16 protein-coding genes are annotated in these 12,811 nt (G+C 60.9%); 9 read left to right on the top strand and 7 right to left on the bottom strand.

What is annotated here, in order from left to right; translation table 11 throughout:
* Positions 1–58 precede the first annotated feature (58 nt).
* Complete coding sequence (locus BACI9J_RS16265) at positions 59–1,267, top strand: 5-methylcytosine restriction system specificity protein McrC (RefSeq protein ID WP_159735286.1); 1,209 nt, start codon at positions 59–61, stop codon at positions 1,265–1,267.
* Positions 1,268–1,300: 33 nt separating this feature from the next.
* Positions 1,301–1,552, top strand: a complete 252-nt coding sequence (locus BACI9J_RS16260) for a PLD nuclease N-terminal domain-containing protein (RefSeq protein ID WP_159735285.1) — start codon at positions 1,301–1,303, stop codon at positions 1,550–1,552.
* Between the two features lie 3 nt (positions 1,553–1,555).
* Here BACI9J_RS16260 and BACI9J_RS16255 read toward each other — a convergent pair whose 3' ends face one another.
* The gene (locus BACI9J_RS16255) at positions 1,556–3,226 is read right to left on the bottom strand and encodes a sensor histidine kinase (protein WP_159735284.1); all 1,671 of its coding nucleotides are present in this window, start codon (positions 3,224–3,226) and stop codon (positions 1,556–1,558) included.
* Positions 3,227–3,325: 99 nt separating this feature from the next.
* Between BACI9J_RS16255 and BACI9J_RS16250 the strand changes: the two genes are divergently transcribed.
* Positions 3,326–4,072 (top strand): response regulator transcription factor, encoded by a 747-nt coding sequence (locus BACI9J_RS16250; protein ID WP_159735283.1) that lies wholly within the window; start codon positions 3,326–3,328, stop codon positions 4,070–4,072.
* On the opposite strand, the gene BACI9J_RS16245 is transcribed toward BACI9J_RS16250, so the two are convergent.
* On the bottom strand, positions 4,069–4,446 hold the full coding sequence (locus BACI9J_RS16245) for an Hpt domain-containing protein (RefSeq protein ID WP_159735282.1): 378 nt from the start codon (positions 4,444–4,446) through the stop codon (positions 4,069–4,071). The genes BACI9J_RS16250 and BACI9J_RS16245 overlap by 4 nt on opposite strands.
* Positions 4,447–4,636: 190 nt before the next feature.
* Between BACI9J_RS16245 and BACI9J_RS16240 the strand changes: the two genes are divergently transcribed.
* Positions 4,637–4,822, top strand: a complete 186-nt coding sequence (locus BACI9J_RS16240) for a hypothetical protein (RefSeq protein ID WP_159735281.1) — start codon at positions 4,637–4,639, stop codon at positions 4,820–4,822.
* Positions 4,823–4,848: 26 nt separating this feature from the next.
* Here the strand turns inward: BACI9J_RS16240 and BACI9J_RS16235 are convergent, their stop codons facing one another.
* Genes BACI9J_RS16235 through bioB form a run of 3 tightly spaced genes read right to left on the bottom strand, consistent with a single transcriptional unit; the run spans position 4,849 to position 6,634 of the window.
* Entirely contained in the window at positions 4,849–5,289 is a 441-nt protein-coding gene (locus BACI9J_RS16235) for a very short patch repair endonuclease (protein WP_159735280.1), read from the bottom strand.
* 41 nt (positions 5,290–5,330) lie between these two features.
* Positions 5,331–5,606 carry a biotin synthase auxiliary protein BsaP gene (bsaP, locus tag BACI9J_RS24790; RefSeq protein WP_442858646.1) on the bottom strand — a complete coding sequence of 92 codons (276 nt, stop codon included), beginning with the start codon at positions 5,604–5,606 and terminating at the stop codon, positions 5,331–5,333.
* Complete coding sequence (gene bioB / locus BACI9J_RS16230) at positions 5,603–6,634, bottom strand: biotin synthase BioB (protein ID WP_159735279.1); 1,032 nt, start codon at positions 6,632–6,634, stop codon at positions 5,603–5,605. The genes bsaP and bioB overlap by 4 nt, the downstream gene beginning before the upstream one ends.
* Before the next feature lie 195 nt (positions 6,635–6,829).
* Here bioB and BACI9J_RS16225 point away from each other — a divergent pair, with 195 nt between their 5' ends.
* On the top strand, positions 6,830–8,599 hold the full coding sequence (locus BACI9J_RS16225) for a purine-cytosine permease family protein (protein ID WP_159735278.1): 1,770 nt from the start codon (positions 6,830–6,832) through the stop codon (positions 8,597–8,599).
* 192 nt (positions 8,600–8,791) lie between these two features.
* Here BACI9J_RS16225 and BACI9J_RS16220 read toward each other — a convergent pair whose 3' ends face one another.
* Complete coding sequence (locus BACI9J_RS16220; RefSeq protein ID WP_026005342.1) at positions 8,792–8,977, bottom strand: CsbD family protein; 186 nt, start codon at positions 8,975–8,977, stop codon at positions 8,792–8,794.
* A 109-nt stretch (positions 8,978–9,086) separates the two neighbouring features.
* Between BACI9J_RS16220 and BACI9J_RS16215 the strand changes: the two genes are divergently transcribed.
* Complete coding sequence (locus tag BACI9J_RS16215) at positions 9,087–10,070, top strand: SDR family oxidoreductase (RefSeq protein ID WP_328699801.1); 984 nt, start codon at positions 9,087–9,089, stop codon at positions 10,068–10,070.
* Here the strand turns inward: BACI9J_RS16215 and BACI9J_RS16210 are convergent.
* The gene (locus BACI9J_RS16210; RefSeq protein ID WP_159735277.1) at positions 10,067–11,242 is read right to left on the bottom strand and encodes a zinc-dependent alcohol dehydrogenase; all 1,176 of its coding nucleotides are present in this window, start codon (positions 11,240–11,242) and stop codon (positions 10,067–10,069) included. The two genes, BACI9J_RS16215 and BACI9J_RS16210, sit on opposite strands and share 4 nt — an antisense overlap.
* Positions 11,243–11,374: 132 nt before the next feature.
* Between BACI9J_RS16210 and BACI9J_RS16205 the strand changes: the two genes are divergently transcribed.
* The 3 genes from BACI9J_RS16205 to BACI9J_RS16195 all read left to right on the top strand — a co-directional run bounded on the left by BACI9J_RS16205 (position 11,375) and on the right by BACI9J_RS16195 (position 12,805).
* A complete protein-coding gene (locus tag BACI9J_RS16205; protein WP_159735276.1) occupies positions 11,375–11,578 on the top strand; it encodes a hypothetical protein in 204 nt (67 codons plus the stop codon).
* Positions 11,579–11,669: 91 nt separating this feature from the next.
* Complete coding sequence (locus BACI9J_RS16200; RefSeq protein WP_236558860.1) at positions 11,670–12,092, top strand: hypothetical protein; 423 nt, start codon at positions 11,670–11,672, stop codon at positions 12,090–12,092.
* A 134-nt stretch (positions 12,093–12,226) separates the two neighbouring features.
* Positions 12,227–12,805, top strand: a complete 579-nt coding sequence (locus BACI9J_RS16195) for a hypothetical protein (RefSeq protein ID WP_159735274.1) — start codon at positions 12,227–12,229, stop codon at positions 12,803–12,805.
* The last annotated feature ends 6 nt before the right edge of the window (positions 12,806–12,811 follow it).

The raw sequence follows: 12,811 nt of genomic DNA, 5'->3' as shown, positions 1-12,811 counted from the left end.
CAGCGCGGGCGCGCCTTCAAGCGCCACGCGGCCGAACTCCGGCCCGCGGCACATCTTCATGGACGAGCTCTCCCGGGGCGTGGTGGAAAAACTCTACCCCGCATCGGCTGCGTTCATCAACACCAGCGGACTGGCGAAGGCCTCGCCCATGGGCATGGGCCTGTACAGGATTGAACCCGTGGGCAAGGTGGGTTCAGTGCGGACCGCCACGGTGCAGCTGGAAGTCCGTCCCAAAGACCGTCTGGGTCTGAGCCGGCTCCTTTTCCTGCTCAGTTACGCCGGAGAGCAGGGCTTCCGTGAGCACTCAGTGGAAGCAGTGGAGCATCCGGATTTGTGGAGCGCACTGGCGGAATCACTCGCCCAGTTGGCAGATAAAGCCCTGAGCCGCGGCGTCCTGCAGGGCTACCTCACCGTGGAAGAGTCTTTACGGACGGTCAAGGGGCGCATCCGGATTTCGGACCAGATTTCCCGGCGCCCGGGCATGATGGTGCCGTTGGAGGTCTCTTACGACGAATTCACTGAGGACATTGCGGAGAACCGTATCCTCCGTGCTGCGCTGGAGCGCATGGGCAAGGTGCCCGGCGTCCGGCCTGACGTCCTGAGCCGCCTCCGGCAGCTCAAGGGAAAGCTCGACGCCGTCACCCGCCTTCAGTCCGGAGCGCCGCTGCCGCCCTGGCGGGCCAGCCGGATGAACCTCAGATACCACCCGGTGCTGCGCCTGGCCGAGGTGATTCTCCGCAATGCCTCCGCCGAGGCAGGAGAGGGCAAGCAGCAAACCGCGTCCTTCGTGGTGGACATGGGTCAGGTGTTCGAGGAATTCGTGGGAACCGCGCTGCGCAGTGCCATGAGCGCTCATCCAGGGGAGATGCGACTCCAGTATGGCGCGCTCCTTAATGAGGCCGTCCGGGATTCCGATCGCCTCACCGTTCGTCCGGACGCTGTGCACTTCCTGGGCGGGCGGCCCGTAGTGGTCTATGACTCCAAGTACCAAGCAGCTTCCGACGCCGGTGCGTCCCTTAGCGCCGACCATTACCAGTTGCTGGCGTACTGCACAGCGCTCAGGGTCCCCACCGCCTGGCTCGTTTACGCGGGCGCGGGGGAAATGAAGCTGCGCCGGATTCTCAACACGGACATCGACATTGTGGAGTACCCGCTGGACCTGTCCCTTCCGCCGTCGGAAATCCTGGCAGCCGTGGCGGACCTGGCAGAGCAATCGTGGGGCGAAGTGGTACGCCAGGCTGTGGCGGGTGGCCCGGCGTCGGACTAGCCTGAGAAGTAAATCTTCACTGGAGGAGGCATCATGGCACGTAAGAAATCCTGGCGCGATATGACCAAAGGCCAACGGGTCATGCTGTTGGTCAGTGGAGCAATCAACATGGCCTTGTTGGGCGCTGCGCAACGAAGCATCGGCAAGACTCCTGATGATCAGATCAGGGGCAAAAAGGCGGTCTGGCGCGCTGTTTCCTTCATCAACTTCTTCGGTCCGGTCAGCTACTTCCTGTTTGGCCGCCGTCGGGACGCGGAGATGAACTCAAGCTCAGCTAAACGCTGAAGCTCAAGCGGGCATCTTCACAGTGAACGTGGTGCCCCTGCCCGGTTCGCTTTCCAGCGTGATGGTTCCGCCATGCGCTTCAACAATGGCCTTGCTGATGGGTAAGCCAAGTCCGACGCCCGGGATGGCGCTTTTGCGTACTCCGCCGGCCCGGAAGAACTTGGTGAAGGCCTCCGCCTGTTCCTCCTCGTTCATGCCCATGCCGGTATCGGTAACGCGGCAGAAGATGAAGTCCTGATCCTCCCAAGCCGCCACTTCCACGTCCCCGCCGTCGGGGGAGTACTTGATCGCGTTGGACACCAGGTTGTCCAGTACCTGCGCAATCCGTGACGAATCAACGCGGGCCTCCAGTGCGTCGGGAAGATCCACGGAGAGCCGGATGCCGGCCTTGGCTGCGCGCGGCTCCGCAGAGTTGACGCTACCGCGCACCAACTCGGCCACATCCGCTGTGTGCGGCTGGATGACGATCTGGCCCGAGCGCACGGCCAGCAGGTCCGAGACGAGTGTCAGGAGCCTCTCGGCGTTTCGCCTGACGATGTCCAGCTGTTTGCGCGACCTGGCATCGAGGGTATCCGGCTCATCCAGGATCAGCTCGACGTAACCAAGGATGGACGTCAGCGGGGTACGGAACTCATGAGAGACATTGGCAACAAAATCGTCCTTGGCGGCCAGCGCATTCACCAGGTCCGTGACATCGCTGAACACCACCACCGAGCCTGCGAACTTCCCGTCGTCGTCCACCATGGGGCGGGCGCTCGCGGTGTAGGCACGTTGTTCACTTCCCGAGCCCAACCACACCAGCTGGTCCGTGAACCTTTCACCGAGGACCGCACGGCGTACCGGCCTGCGGTCCGCAACCAACGGCGTGGTCCTGTCGGTATCGAAGATCAGCAACTGGGATTCGTTGGGATCGTCATTGTCCACGGGAGTTGCCAAGGCATGCGTTTGGCGTTGCCGGCGGTTCATGAGGATGTCATGGCCATCGCCGTCCACGGCCACCACGCCCAAGGGAAGGGCTTCCATAACGGTGTTGAGGAGCCGTTCCTGTTTGGTGCTGACGCTCAATGCTTCTTTGAGGGCTTCATCCTTCTGCTCCAGTGCCCGTTGCTGGCGCACCATGCTCAGGGTGAGGACGCTGACCGAGACTCCGATGCCCAACATGAGGATGGGGAACAGGAGGGGTTTGGTGAAGTCCTGTTCGCTGAGGGTTCCCCTCACGAACAGGGGAACCCAGACAATCCCCAACGGTCCGAGGAAGGACAAGACAATAGCGAGCTTCGGGTACAACCCTGAAGCGCACAACCAGATGACGGGCAGCACCACCAGCACGCTGAGGCCGGTGATGGACTCCACCGCACCCTCGCGGGCGAAGCCGATGGAGACCATGTCCAGTATGGGGATGATGAGGAAGGTGGCGAACGGCAGCCGGTGCCACGGCACCATGATGCACAGGGCCAAGAGGAACGCTTGGCTCAGCAGGAAAATGAGGAACAGCGGATTTTCAAGCGTGGCAGGAAAATACAGCCAGACCAGAATGGCCGAAATACAGACACAGACCGATAACGGCAATTGGCTGAGCACTACGCGCATGCGCAGGGTATGTTCGTGGAAAGAGCGCCGAAAAACCAACAATTGCTTCTTTTCACCAATGTCCCACGTTGAGGGCTGGGTCATGGCACATCCACCAAAGATGCGGAAGAAAGTCGGTTCATGAGATCAGCCTAACCATAATGGATATACTTCTGAGGTTATCGAAGGGGCTGAGGGGCAGCGATGAGTGAAGCACGTGTGGGGCTGGTCATTGAAGATGACCAGGATATCCGCGAATTGGTACGCGTAGTTCTATCCCAGGCGGGATTTGATGTGCATGTTGCGTCCACCGGATCCGCAGGTGTGACATCTGCCCTTGAGCTGAATCCGGATGTTATTACGTTGGATCTGGGTCTTCCGGATATTGATGGATTCGAGGTAGCACGGCAGATCCGGAAATCCTCTGACGCCTACATCATCATGCTGACTGCCCGCGCCGAAGAGCTGGACACCCTGATGGGTTTGGAAGCCGGCGGCGATGATTACCTCACCAAGCCGTTCCGTCCCCGCGAACTGCGTGCCCGTGTTGAAGCGATGATGCGCCGGCCCCGGGCGTCGTCGGAATCCAAGAGTGCGGCTGCTGAAGAAGTGGACCCCGAGGTGAGCCACAACGGTCTGGCCGTTTCTGCCGGGTCCCGCACCGCCGTGCTGAACGGCACTGAGCTCAAACTCACCCGGACGGAGTTCGACCTCCTGCTCGCGCTGCTGGAGACCGGACGGATTGTGCGGACCAAGGCGGACCTCGCGCGTCGCCTCCGCAACGAACCGTACGACGTCGGCAGTTACGTCAGCGACGCGGATGAGCGCGCTGTTGAGGTACACATGGGAAATCTTCGCAAGAAGCTCGGCGACAGCATCCAGGCGCCGCGCTGGCTGGAGACGGTCCGCGGCGTCGGCTACAGGCTGGCTCCCTCCTCAAACAATAACTAAACAGAGGTTTCCAGCTCGTGGATGGTGCCGGACACAAAGTGGTCGATCTCTTCGACCTGCCCGGTCAGCTCGAGGAGGTGGTCCGCGTTGGGCAGGAGCCGGATGCTGATTTCCAGCTCGGTTGCCAGCCGGTTCATGCAGATGGCACCAACCATGTGGCTTGAAGTCTTCAGGCTGAGGACCGCGTCCATGGCGTCTTCAATGTCCAGTTTTTCCAGCGCACGGTGAAGTCGATCCACCCGCCAAGGCAGAAGCTCCACGTAGTTGCGTACGAAGGTGCTGATGATGGCAGGGTCGCCGCCCAGCTCGGCTTGGAGTTCGGTGAGGACGGTGCGATCCACCAGGGCGTCGATGCACTCGTCGTACTCGGACACCAAACCCCTCCCGCCTCCAAACAAAAGATTCACCACTCAACAGTAGGACCCATGGAACTACCCCAACGCCATAAATTCAAAGATTGATCCAATCTTGAGCGGACTCAGAGGCACTCTTGATCTGTCCCCCACAAAGTAGTTAAAAGCAGACCTGGGCCTATCCAGGCTGAACCAGGGAACGGGGATCAAGATGGACAGTGGTGCTCGCCCGTCACCGGGCCTCATGCTCCTCATTGTGGTCTGCATGACGGTCCTTCTTGGCATTGGCGGCTCGGCTGCCTTCGCACTCTGGCACCAGAGCTCCCAAGCTACCGTCAGTGATTCGTCAGTGAATTCCGCGCCCACCACCACAACAGTGCCCACCACCACGCCCTAGGTAACGGCCCCCGGCAATGCGCCGGTTCAGTCCTTCCCGGATTCCAGGAAAGCCGTGAGCCGGTCCTCAAGCACGGATGTGTCCTTGAGCTGGCACTCCCACACGGTGAGCACTTCCCAGCCGGCAGCCGCCAACTGTTCCCGCTGCAACGCATCCCGCTCGCGGGTTCGTGTTCGTTTCGCTTCCCAGAACTCCGCATTTGCTGCCGGGGCGTGCTGCCCTGCTTTGCAATGGTGGAAGTGCCAGAAGCAACCATTAACGAAAATGACCTTGCGCCTGCCCGCGAACACCAGGTCCGGGCGACCCGGCAGCTTCACTGCTCCGGATTGTCCGTGCAAGCGGTAGCGGTAGCCTCTTGCGTGCAGGAGCCTGCGGACCAACAGCTCAGGTTTGGTGTTCTTTCCGCGGATTTTTGACATGTTCCGGCTGCGCTGCTCCCGCGTCAAAAGGTCCCGGCTCTCAGCCATGCATCCAGCCTACCCAGGGAGTTCTTGTACAGATACCGCCCTTACGAGGTGCTGTTAGGGGCGGTATCTGTACAAAAACTCGTCAGGCCGTGCCGGGAACACACCGCGGTCCAACCCAAAGGTGTGACCTGTACTTTCATGCGGCGGCGGCACTGGGGGCAAAAGCGCGGTGGCTCCATGCCCAGGTGTTGTCGGCAGCTGCGGTGAGCGTCCGACGTCGAACCTTCAGCACCGCGCCTGTCCTCGCCTCCGCCGGGGTCATCACTACTGCCTCCGCCGCAGTGGCCGCAATACTGCTGTGAGACCGCAGCGTTCACAGCGACTTCTGAAATTCCTTGATGGGCATGTTGAGCTCCACAAGGAGGTTGAGGTCGGCGTTTGCCGGCCGGCCCAGGGTGGTGAGGTAGTTGCCCACAATGACGGCGTTGATGCCGCCGAGGAGGCCCTCCCGGGTGCCGAGATCGCCGAGGGTCAGTTCGCGCCCGCCGGCGTAGCGGAGCACGGTGCGCGGCATCGCGAGCCGGAAAGCGGCGATGGCGCGGAGGGCGTCTTTGCCGTCCATGATGCCGTGGTTTTCCAAGGGTGTGCCGGGGCGCGGGTTGAGGAAGTTCAGGGGAACCTCGTGCGGTTCGAGGGCGGCGAGCTGGGCCGCGAGTTCGGCCCGTTGTGCCAGCGATTCGCCCATGCCGATCAGCGCTCCACAGCACAGTTCCATACCGGCGGCCTTCACCATGGCGCAGGTTTCCAGTCGTTCCTCGTAGCTGTGCGTGGTCACCACTTCGGGGAAGTAGCTGCGGGCCGTTTCCAGGTTGTGGTTGTAGCGGTGGACACCCCACCCGGCCAGCTGGTCCACCTGGCGTTGTGTGAGCATGCCCAGGGAGCAGGCGATGTTGATGTCCACTTCTTCATTGATGCGGTCAATGGCGAACTTGATCTGGTTCATGAGCTTGATATCAGGACCTCGCACGGCCGCCACGATGCAGAACTCGGTGGCACCGGTAGCGGCGGTTTCCTTGGCGGCTTTGACCAGCTCGGGGATGTCCAGCCACACACCGCGAACAGGGGAGTCGAACAGGCCGGACTGGCTGCAGAAATGACAGTCCTCAGGGCAGCCTCCGGTTTTTATGGAGATGATGCCTTCCACTTCCACGTCCTCGCCGCAGTGCTTGAGGCGAACCTCATGAGCCAGCTGCAGGGCTTCGGAAATGGCTTCGTCCGGAAGCTCCAGGATTTTGATCAGCTGCTGTTCGTTCAGGCCCTCGCCTCGTTCCAGCACTTGCTGCCGGGCGATGTTAAGGATGGCGTAGGGAGCTGTTTCCCTTGTTTCTTTTGCTTGGATGGTCATGTCCTTGACGGTATCCGTGCAGGTGAACGGCGATTTTGTGGGGTGGGTACAAACGGCCGCACCGGATTTTGGCGGTGAACGCGCGAGGCCCCTGGTGCAGAAGTTACAGCTGCGAAACATGCACGTGACTGAATTGACGCGCTGCGTGACTAGCGTCGTGGGCGAAGCACCCTCCCCGGACGAAAGCGACCACGAATGAGTGACGATAAGACAAGTACCGCAACATTGGAGCCGACGACGGCGGCTGGAACCGGCGTCGTCGGCCCTACCGGAATCGGCGCCACCGGAAGCCGAGCAGCAGGAAGCGGGGCACCAGGCGCAACGGGCCCCGGCAATGCTGACGCACTGAGCGCCGCGAAGGAGAGCCTGGAGGATTACACACTCCGGTTCGCACCGCGGTCCTACCGCAAGTGGAGCGCCGGAGTGGTGGCCACCAGTGCCTTGGGCGGCATCGCCTACTTGGCTGACTTCTCCATCGGCGCCAATATTGGCATTGCGTACGGGACCGTGAACGCAATCTTCGGCATCATCGTGGCCGCAGTAATCATCTTCGCCACAGGTTTCCCCTTGGCCTACTATGCAGCGCGCTACAACATCGACTTGGACCTGATCACGCGCGGCTCGGGCTTTGGCTACTACGGCTCAGTGGTCACCAACATCATCTTTGCCACCTTCACGTTCATCTTCTTCGCCCTGGAAGGCTCCATCATGGCCCAGGGGCTCCAGTTGGGCCTGGGCATCCCGCAGTGGATCGGCTACGCAGTGTCCACCATCATCATCATTCCGCTGGTGATTTACGGAATGAAGACGCTGGCCACGTTGCAGGTATGGACCACGCCCCTGTGGCTGCTGCTCATGGTGGTTCCGGTGGGCTACCTGCTCCTGTCCCATCCGGAAAGCATCGATGCCTTCTTCGCTTTCACCGGCGCGTCCGGAGAGGGCGGTCCCAATATGGCCTCGGTGATGCTCGCCGCAGGTGTGTGCCTGTCCCTGATGGCGCAGATCGCTGAACAGATCGACTACCTCCGCTTCATGCCGCCCAAGACCGCCGAAAACAAGGGTGCCTGGTGGCGTGCGGTGATCCTCGCCGGACCGGGATGGGTGATTTTCGGCGCCATCAAGCAGATCATCGGCCTCTTCATTGCGATCTACCTCATTGCCAAGCTCGACCCCGCAGCTGCTTCTTCCGCGAATGAGCCTGTCCACCAGTTCCTTGGCGTGTACGAAGAGATGATGCCGGCCTGGCTCGCAATGACCTTGGCAGTGGTACTCGTGGTCATTTCACAGATCAAGATCAACGTCACCAACGCTTACTCCGGTTCGCTGGCCTGGACCAACTCCTTCACACGCATCACCAAGACCTACCCGGGCCGGATGGTGTTCGTGGTGGTCAACCTGGTCATTGCGCTGATCCTGATGGAGTCGAACATGTTCGAGTTCCTCAACACCATCCTGGGTTTCTACGCCAACTGCGCCATGGCCTGGGTAGTCACAGTGGCTTCGGATATCGCCATCAACAAGTACCTGCTGAAGATCTCGCCCAAGGTTCCGGAGTTCCGCCGCGGGATGCTGTACGCCGTGAACCCGGTGGGCTTCGTGTCCATGCTGGTCTCCGCAGGCGTTTCCATCGCGGTGTTCTTCGGGGCATTCGGTGCAGCTGTCCAGCCGTTCTCACCCATCTTCGCCGTGGGCCTGGCCTTGGTGCTGCCGCCGGTGCTGGCTTTGCTGACCAAGGGCCGCTACTACCTGCGCCGCACCGACGACGGCATAGATCTCCCCATGTTCGATGCCGACGGAAACCCCAGCGACGCCAAGTTGCTCTGCCACGTGACGGGCATTGAGTTCGAACGCCCGGACATGCTCCGCTCGGCTCAGGACAGGCCCGACGGCGAACCTCAGTACATCTCGTCCCTCGCCTTGTCCACGGATAAGTCGGGCGAGCTGGTGCTGCCGGCCCAAAAGTAAGCCCTCCCTGACCCAACTGAGGGACAGCACCTGCTCTGTTGAGTGCTCATTGGAGCATGTGCTGTCCCCTACTTGGGTGCACACGACTTAAGTGCACGCGAACGCCCCGGCTTCCTTTGGGGGGAGCCGGGGCGTTGTGCTGTGTGATTTTTTAGTTTTGTGTGTTCGTCAAGCTGCGTGTTGCCGTGGGGCTTACTTGTCGAAGGCGTCCTTCGCGGTGTCCTTGACGTTCTCGCCCGCCTGCTTGGTCTTTGCCGCCGCCTGATCAGCGACGCCTTCGGCCTGCAGCTTCTCGTTGTTCGTGGCGTCACCCAAGGCTTCCTTCGCCTTGCCCGTGACTTCCTGTGCCTTATTGCTGATCTTGTCTCCGAGTCCCATGGGACCTCCTTCGATGTAGTCCAACACTGACAATCGCTAGGCTAACGAGCAATTCTGGGTACTTCCTGAACACACCCCCAAAAATGGTAAGCCTGCTTACACTTATGGCATGGCTGAGGAGAACCGCAACGAAAATACGGAGCAGACCGACCTCGATGAGGACATCGCCATGGCATTGGTGAACCACGTTATTGAGAACCCGGAAGAGTCCGAGGGCGAATCGGATCCGCGGAGCAAATATCCATCCGAAGAATTCGAGCCCCAGTCCCAGGACTATCCCGGATGGACCGAGGCGATGAACCCCCGGCCCGATCACGGTGAGCAGAGCTACGTGGGACACCACCGCATGATGGGTATGCGCACGCTCATCACCGGCGGTGACAGCGGGATTGGCAGGGCGGTAGCAATTGCTTACGCCCGCGAAGGCGCGGACGTAGCGTTCACGTACCTGCCCGAAGAAGAACAAGATGCCGAGCAAACCGTCCAACTCATTGAAGACGCGGGCTGCAGGGCGTTGGCCTTACCGGGAGATTTGCAGGATGAGGAGTTCTGCCAAGACGTCATCGCCCAGACTGTGGCCGAATTCGATGGCCTCAACGTTCTGGTGAATAACGCGGGTTTTCAGATGACCACAGGCCAAGGAATCGAAGACCTCAGCAGCGAACAGTTCGACCGGACGTTCAAAACCAATGTGTACGCGCTCTTCTGGCTCACGAAAGCCGCCTTACCGCACTTGCAGCCCGGCGCCGCCATCATCAACACCTCCTCCATCCAGGGCTATCACCCGAGTCCGTCGCTGATGGATTACGCAGCTACCAAAGCAGCGATCAACAGCTTGACGTTCTCCTTGGCGGAGTCACTGGGACCACGGGGGATCAGGGTCAACGCAGTAGCACCGGGGCCGGTATGGACGCCGCTGCAACCGCCCACTCAGCCTGCCGAAAAGATTGAGAAGTTCGGCCAGGACACCCCGCTTGGCAGGGCGGGGCAGCCTGCCGAACTTGCCGCGACGTACGTCCTTCTGGCCACGGAAGAGTCCAGCTACATCTCCGGATCAGTCATAGGAGTGACCGGTGGAAAACATCTGGCCTAGGGCTTGAGCACTACCTTGATGCAGCCGTCCTGCTTCTTCTGGAATTTTTCGTAGAGGGCAGGTGCTTCGTCCAGCCCTCCGGTGTGGGTGACCAGATGCATGACGCCCAGCGGATCGGCGTCGTCCTCTACCAAGGGAAGCAACGCGTCCGTCCAGCTGCGCACATTGCACTGCCCCATGCGGAGCTGGATCTGCTTGTCGAACATGGTCATCAAGGGCATCGGATCGGCCTGGCCGCCATAGACGCCGCTCAGTGAAACAGTCCCGCCACGCCGCACCAGGTCCACTGCGGTGTGAAGCGCGGCAAGCCGGTCAACACTCATGGTTTCCATGGCCACCTGAGCAGGCTTGTCCGGGAGCAAGGAGACGGCCCGGTGGAGGAAGGACGCCACCGGGGATCCGTGCGCCTCCATGCCCACAGCGTCCACCACGGAATCGGGGCCGCGGCCGAGTGTTTGCTCACGGATCTGATCGGCCACATGGGAGCTGTAGTCCATGGTCTCGATGCCATGTGATTCCGCCATCGCGCGGCGTTCGGGGACGGGATCCACACCAATTACGCGGAAGCCTTTGTGGACGCCGATCCTTGCGGCGAACTGGCCCACGGGGCCGAGCCCGAGTACTGCCAGCGTGCCACCGTCCGGCACATTGGCGTACTCTACTGCCTGCCATGCCGTGGGCAGGATGTCCGAGAGGAATAGGTAGCGCTCGTCAGGGGCATCGGAGTCCACTTTGACGGGTCCGTAGTCCGCGAAGGGAACGCGCAAATACTGAGCCTGTCCGCCCGGGACTGAACCATACAGTTCCGAATAGCCGAAAAGCGCGGCTCCGGAACCCTTTGCTGTTACTTGGGTGGTTTCACATTGCGACTGAAGGCCCTGGTTGCACATGTAGCAATGACCGCAGGAGATGTTGAACGGCACCACCACGCGGTCGCCCTTCTTGAGCCGGTGGACTTCCGAGCCCACTTCCTCCACGATTCCCATAGGTTCGTGGCCTATCACGTCGCCCTTATGCATGTAAGGGCCCAAGACTTCATAAAGGTGGAGGTCCGAGCCGCAAATGGCGGTGGAAGTGATCCGGACGATCGCATCCGTGGGTTCCTGGATGGACGGGTCGGGGACGTCTTCGACGCTGAGCGAGCGCCGGCCTTGCCATGTCACTGCTTTCACGATTGGTTCTCCCTGCTTTTCGGCTGGGTGGGTCCCTCGCTTCTGGAGACCTTCCCAGCGAAGCAGAGATGGCGGCGGCGCACAAGGTTGCCCAGCCTCGACACCGTCATGGGGCGGGCCTAGATTGAGGCTATGAGCGAAGAACCGAATGAAGCTGAAGTGACGCATTCCCAAGCTGCCGAGCCAGAGGCTACTGCCGCCGTCGAGCATGGCAACGCTGCCGCAGGCACGGGTGACTTCACGACGGAACTGGACCCCACTTTCGTCCCGGACGAAAGTGACGAGACGCCGGAAGAGAAGCGCGCCAGGGAGCACCCGGAAGCAACTGGAAGCTAAAAGTAATAAGTAGCCTGATTACTAGTGTTAAGATGGTGGAGGGAGAGAGTTTTCGGGCAGAGCTGACCGAGGAGTGATTGCGTTGTCCATCATGAAGAATCCGCTGGTTTCCGGAGGCGTGTCGCACCTGCCCGCCAAAGGGCTGGCCTGCACCCGCTGCGGGTCAAATGATCGCCTGAACCTGGAAACCATCGAATCCATTGAACCTCACACCGGAGAACTGATGGTCTGGGTGTCCTACACATGCGTGGCCTGTGACTCGTCTTATGCCCACAACGCGCCGTTCCATGACGTGGCCGTAGTCCTCAATCGAAGCGGAAACACAACTGGCTTGCTCCAATTCGGCGGGGCATACTTCCACTGCGGCGAGCCCATGGCATTCTCTGAATCCTCTGCCCGCAGCGTCTACGCCCCCATGACCACAGAAGACGTGGACGACGGCCTGCTTGATGTGTACCTGAAAACCAAGGTCATCCAGTGCCGGTGCGGTTTCCGAATGGAGCTGCCCGTCTGAGAATCCGAACTCGTTTTGAGAAGTCCTGATCTGGGTACACCACATATACGTGGATCCCAAGCAATCTCAGGCACCCACCAAGCTCGGGCCACGAGCGGCGCCCACACAAGCCGCTCACCAGGGAGGTAACGCACATGGATACAGGAACACTGGTACTGATCATCGTGCTGGCCGTCGTCATCATTGCCGTAGTCATCATCGCTGTTGTTATAGGGCGCCGTAAAAAGGCCGAAGTCAACCGCCACCGGGCGGAGGAGCTGCGGGAAAAGGCAGCCGAAGAAGCCATCGGTGCGCACCAAGCGAAGGCCGAATCAGCCCAGGCCGAGGCGGCCGCGCTGCAGGCAGAAGTCGAAGCCAATCGGCTCCGCAGGGAAGCGGAACAGCACGCGCACAAAGCCGGAGAGGCCCACGAACGCGTTGAGGAACACCTTCGTCACGCCGACAAACTGGATCCGAATTCGAACCGGTCGCATGACGCCGACCGGGCACGCGACGCCGATCACTCGCGCGACGCCGATCGGTCGGTAGGCACGGACCGGTCGCGCGACGCCGATCGGTCGGTAGGCACGGACCGGTCGCGCGACGCCGATTCCGATCGATCCAACATTGCCGAAGGTGAGCGCCTCACTCGCGACCGCAGCAACCGTGACGGTTCAGTGCGTGACGGCTCAGTGCCCGACGGCTCAACCCGTGAGGGTGACAGGAACCTATAGTTTCAG

The sequence above is a fragment of the Arthrobacter sp. 9V genome, assembly GCF_902506065.1.
Lineage (GTDB): Bacteria > Actinomycetota > Actinomycetes > Actinomycetales > Micrococcaceae > Arthrobacter.
The sequence above is the reverse complement of the archived record's forward strand: the minus strand, read 5'-3'. Positions and strand labels throughout refer to the sequence as shown.

What these genes read in the sequence shown, in the direction of transcription:
- BACI9J_RS16265 (WP_159735286.1), top strand. Translation starts at nt 59, where the DNA reads ATGGACGAGCTCTCCCGGGGCGTGGTGGAAAAACTCTACCCCGCATCG.
- BACI9J_RS16260 (WP_159735285.1), top strand. Translation starts at nt 1,301, where the DNA reads ATGGCACGTAAGAAATCCTGGCGCGATATGACCAAAGGCCAACGGGTC.
- BACI9J_RS16255 (WP_159735284.1), bottom strand. Translation starts at nt 3,226, where the DNA reads ATGACCCAGCCCTCAACGTGGGACATTGGTGAAAAGAAGCAATTGTTG.
- BACI9J_RS16250 (WP_159735283.1), top strand. Translation starts at nt 3,326, where the DNA reads ATGAGTGAAGCACGTGTGGGGCTGGTCATTGAAGATGACCAGGATATC.
- BACI9J_RS16240 (WP_159735281.1), top strand. Translation starts at nt 4,637, where the DNA reads ATGGACAGTGGTGCTCGCCCGTCACCGGGCCTCATGCTCCTCATTGTG.
- BACI9J_RS16235 (WP_159735280.1), bottom strand. Translation starts at nt 5,289, where the DNA reads ATGGCTGAGAGCCGGGACCTTTTGACGCGGGAGCAGCGCAGCCGGAAC.
- bioB (WP_159735279.1), bottom strand. Translation starts at nt 6,634, where the DNA reads ATGACCATCCAAGCAAAAGAAACAAGGGAAACAGCTCCCTACGCCATC.
- BACI9J_RS16225 (WP_159735278.1), top strand. Translation starts at nt 6,830, where the DNA reads ATGAGTGACGATAAGACAAGTACCGCAACATTGGAGCCGACGACGGCG.
- BACI9J_RS16220 (WP_026005342.1), bottom strand. Translation starts at nt 8,977, where the DNA reads ATGGGACTCGGAGACAAGATCAGCAATAAGGCACAGGAAGTCACGGGC.
- BACI9J_RS16215 (WP_328699801.1), top strand. Translation starts at nt 9,087, where the DNA reads ATGGCTGAGGAGAACCGCAACGAAAATACGGAGCAGACCGACCTCGAT.
- BACI9J_RS16205 (WP_159735276.1), top strand. Translation starts at nt 11,375, where the DNA reads ATGAGCGAAGAACCGAATGAAGCTGAAGTGACGCATTCCCAAGCTGCC.
- BACI9J_RS16200 (WP_236558860.1), top strand. Translation starts at nt 11,670, where the DNA reads ATGAAGAATCCGCTGGTTTCCGGAGGCGTGTCGCACCTGCCCGCCAAA.
- BACI9J_RS16195 (WP_159735274.1), top strand. Translation starts at nt 12,227, where the DNA reads ATGGATACAGGAACACTGGTACTGATCATCGTGCTGGCCGTCGTCATC.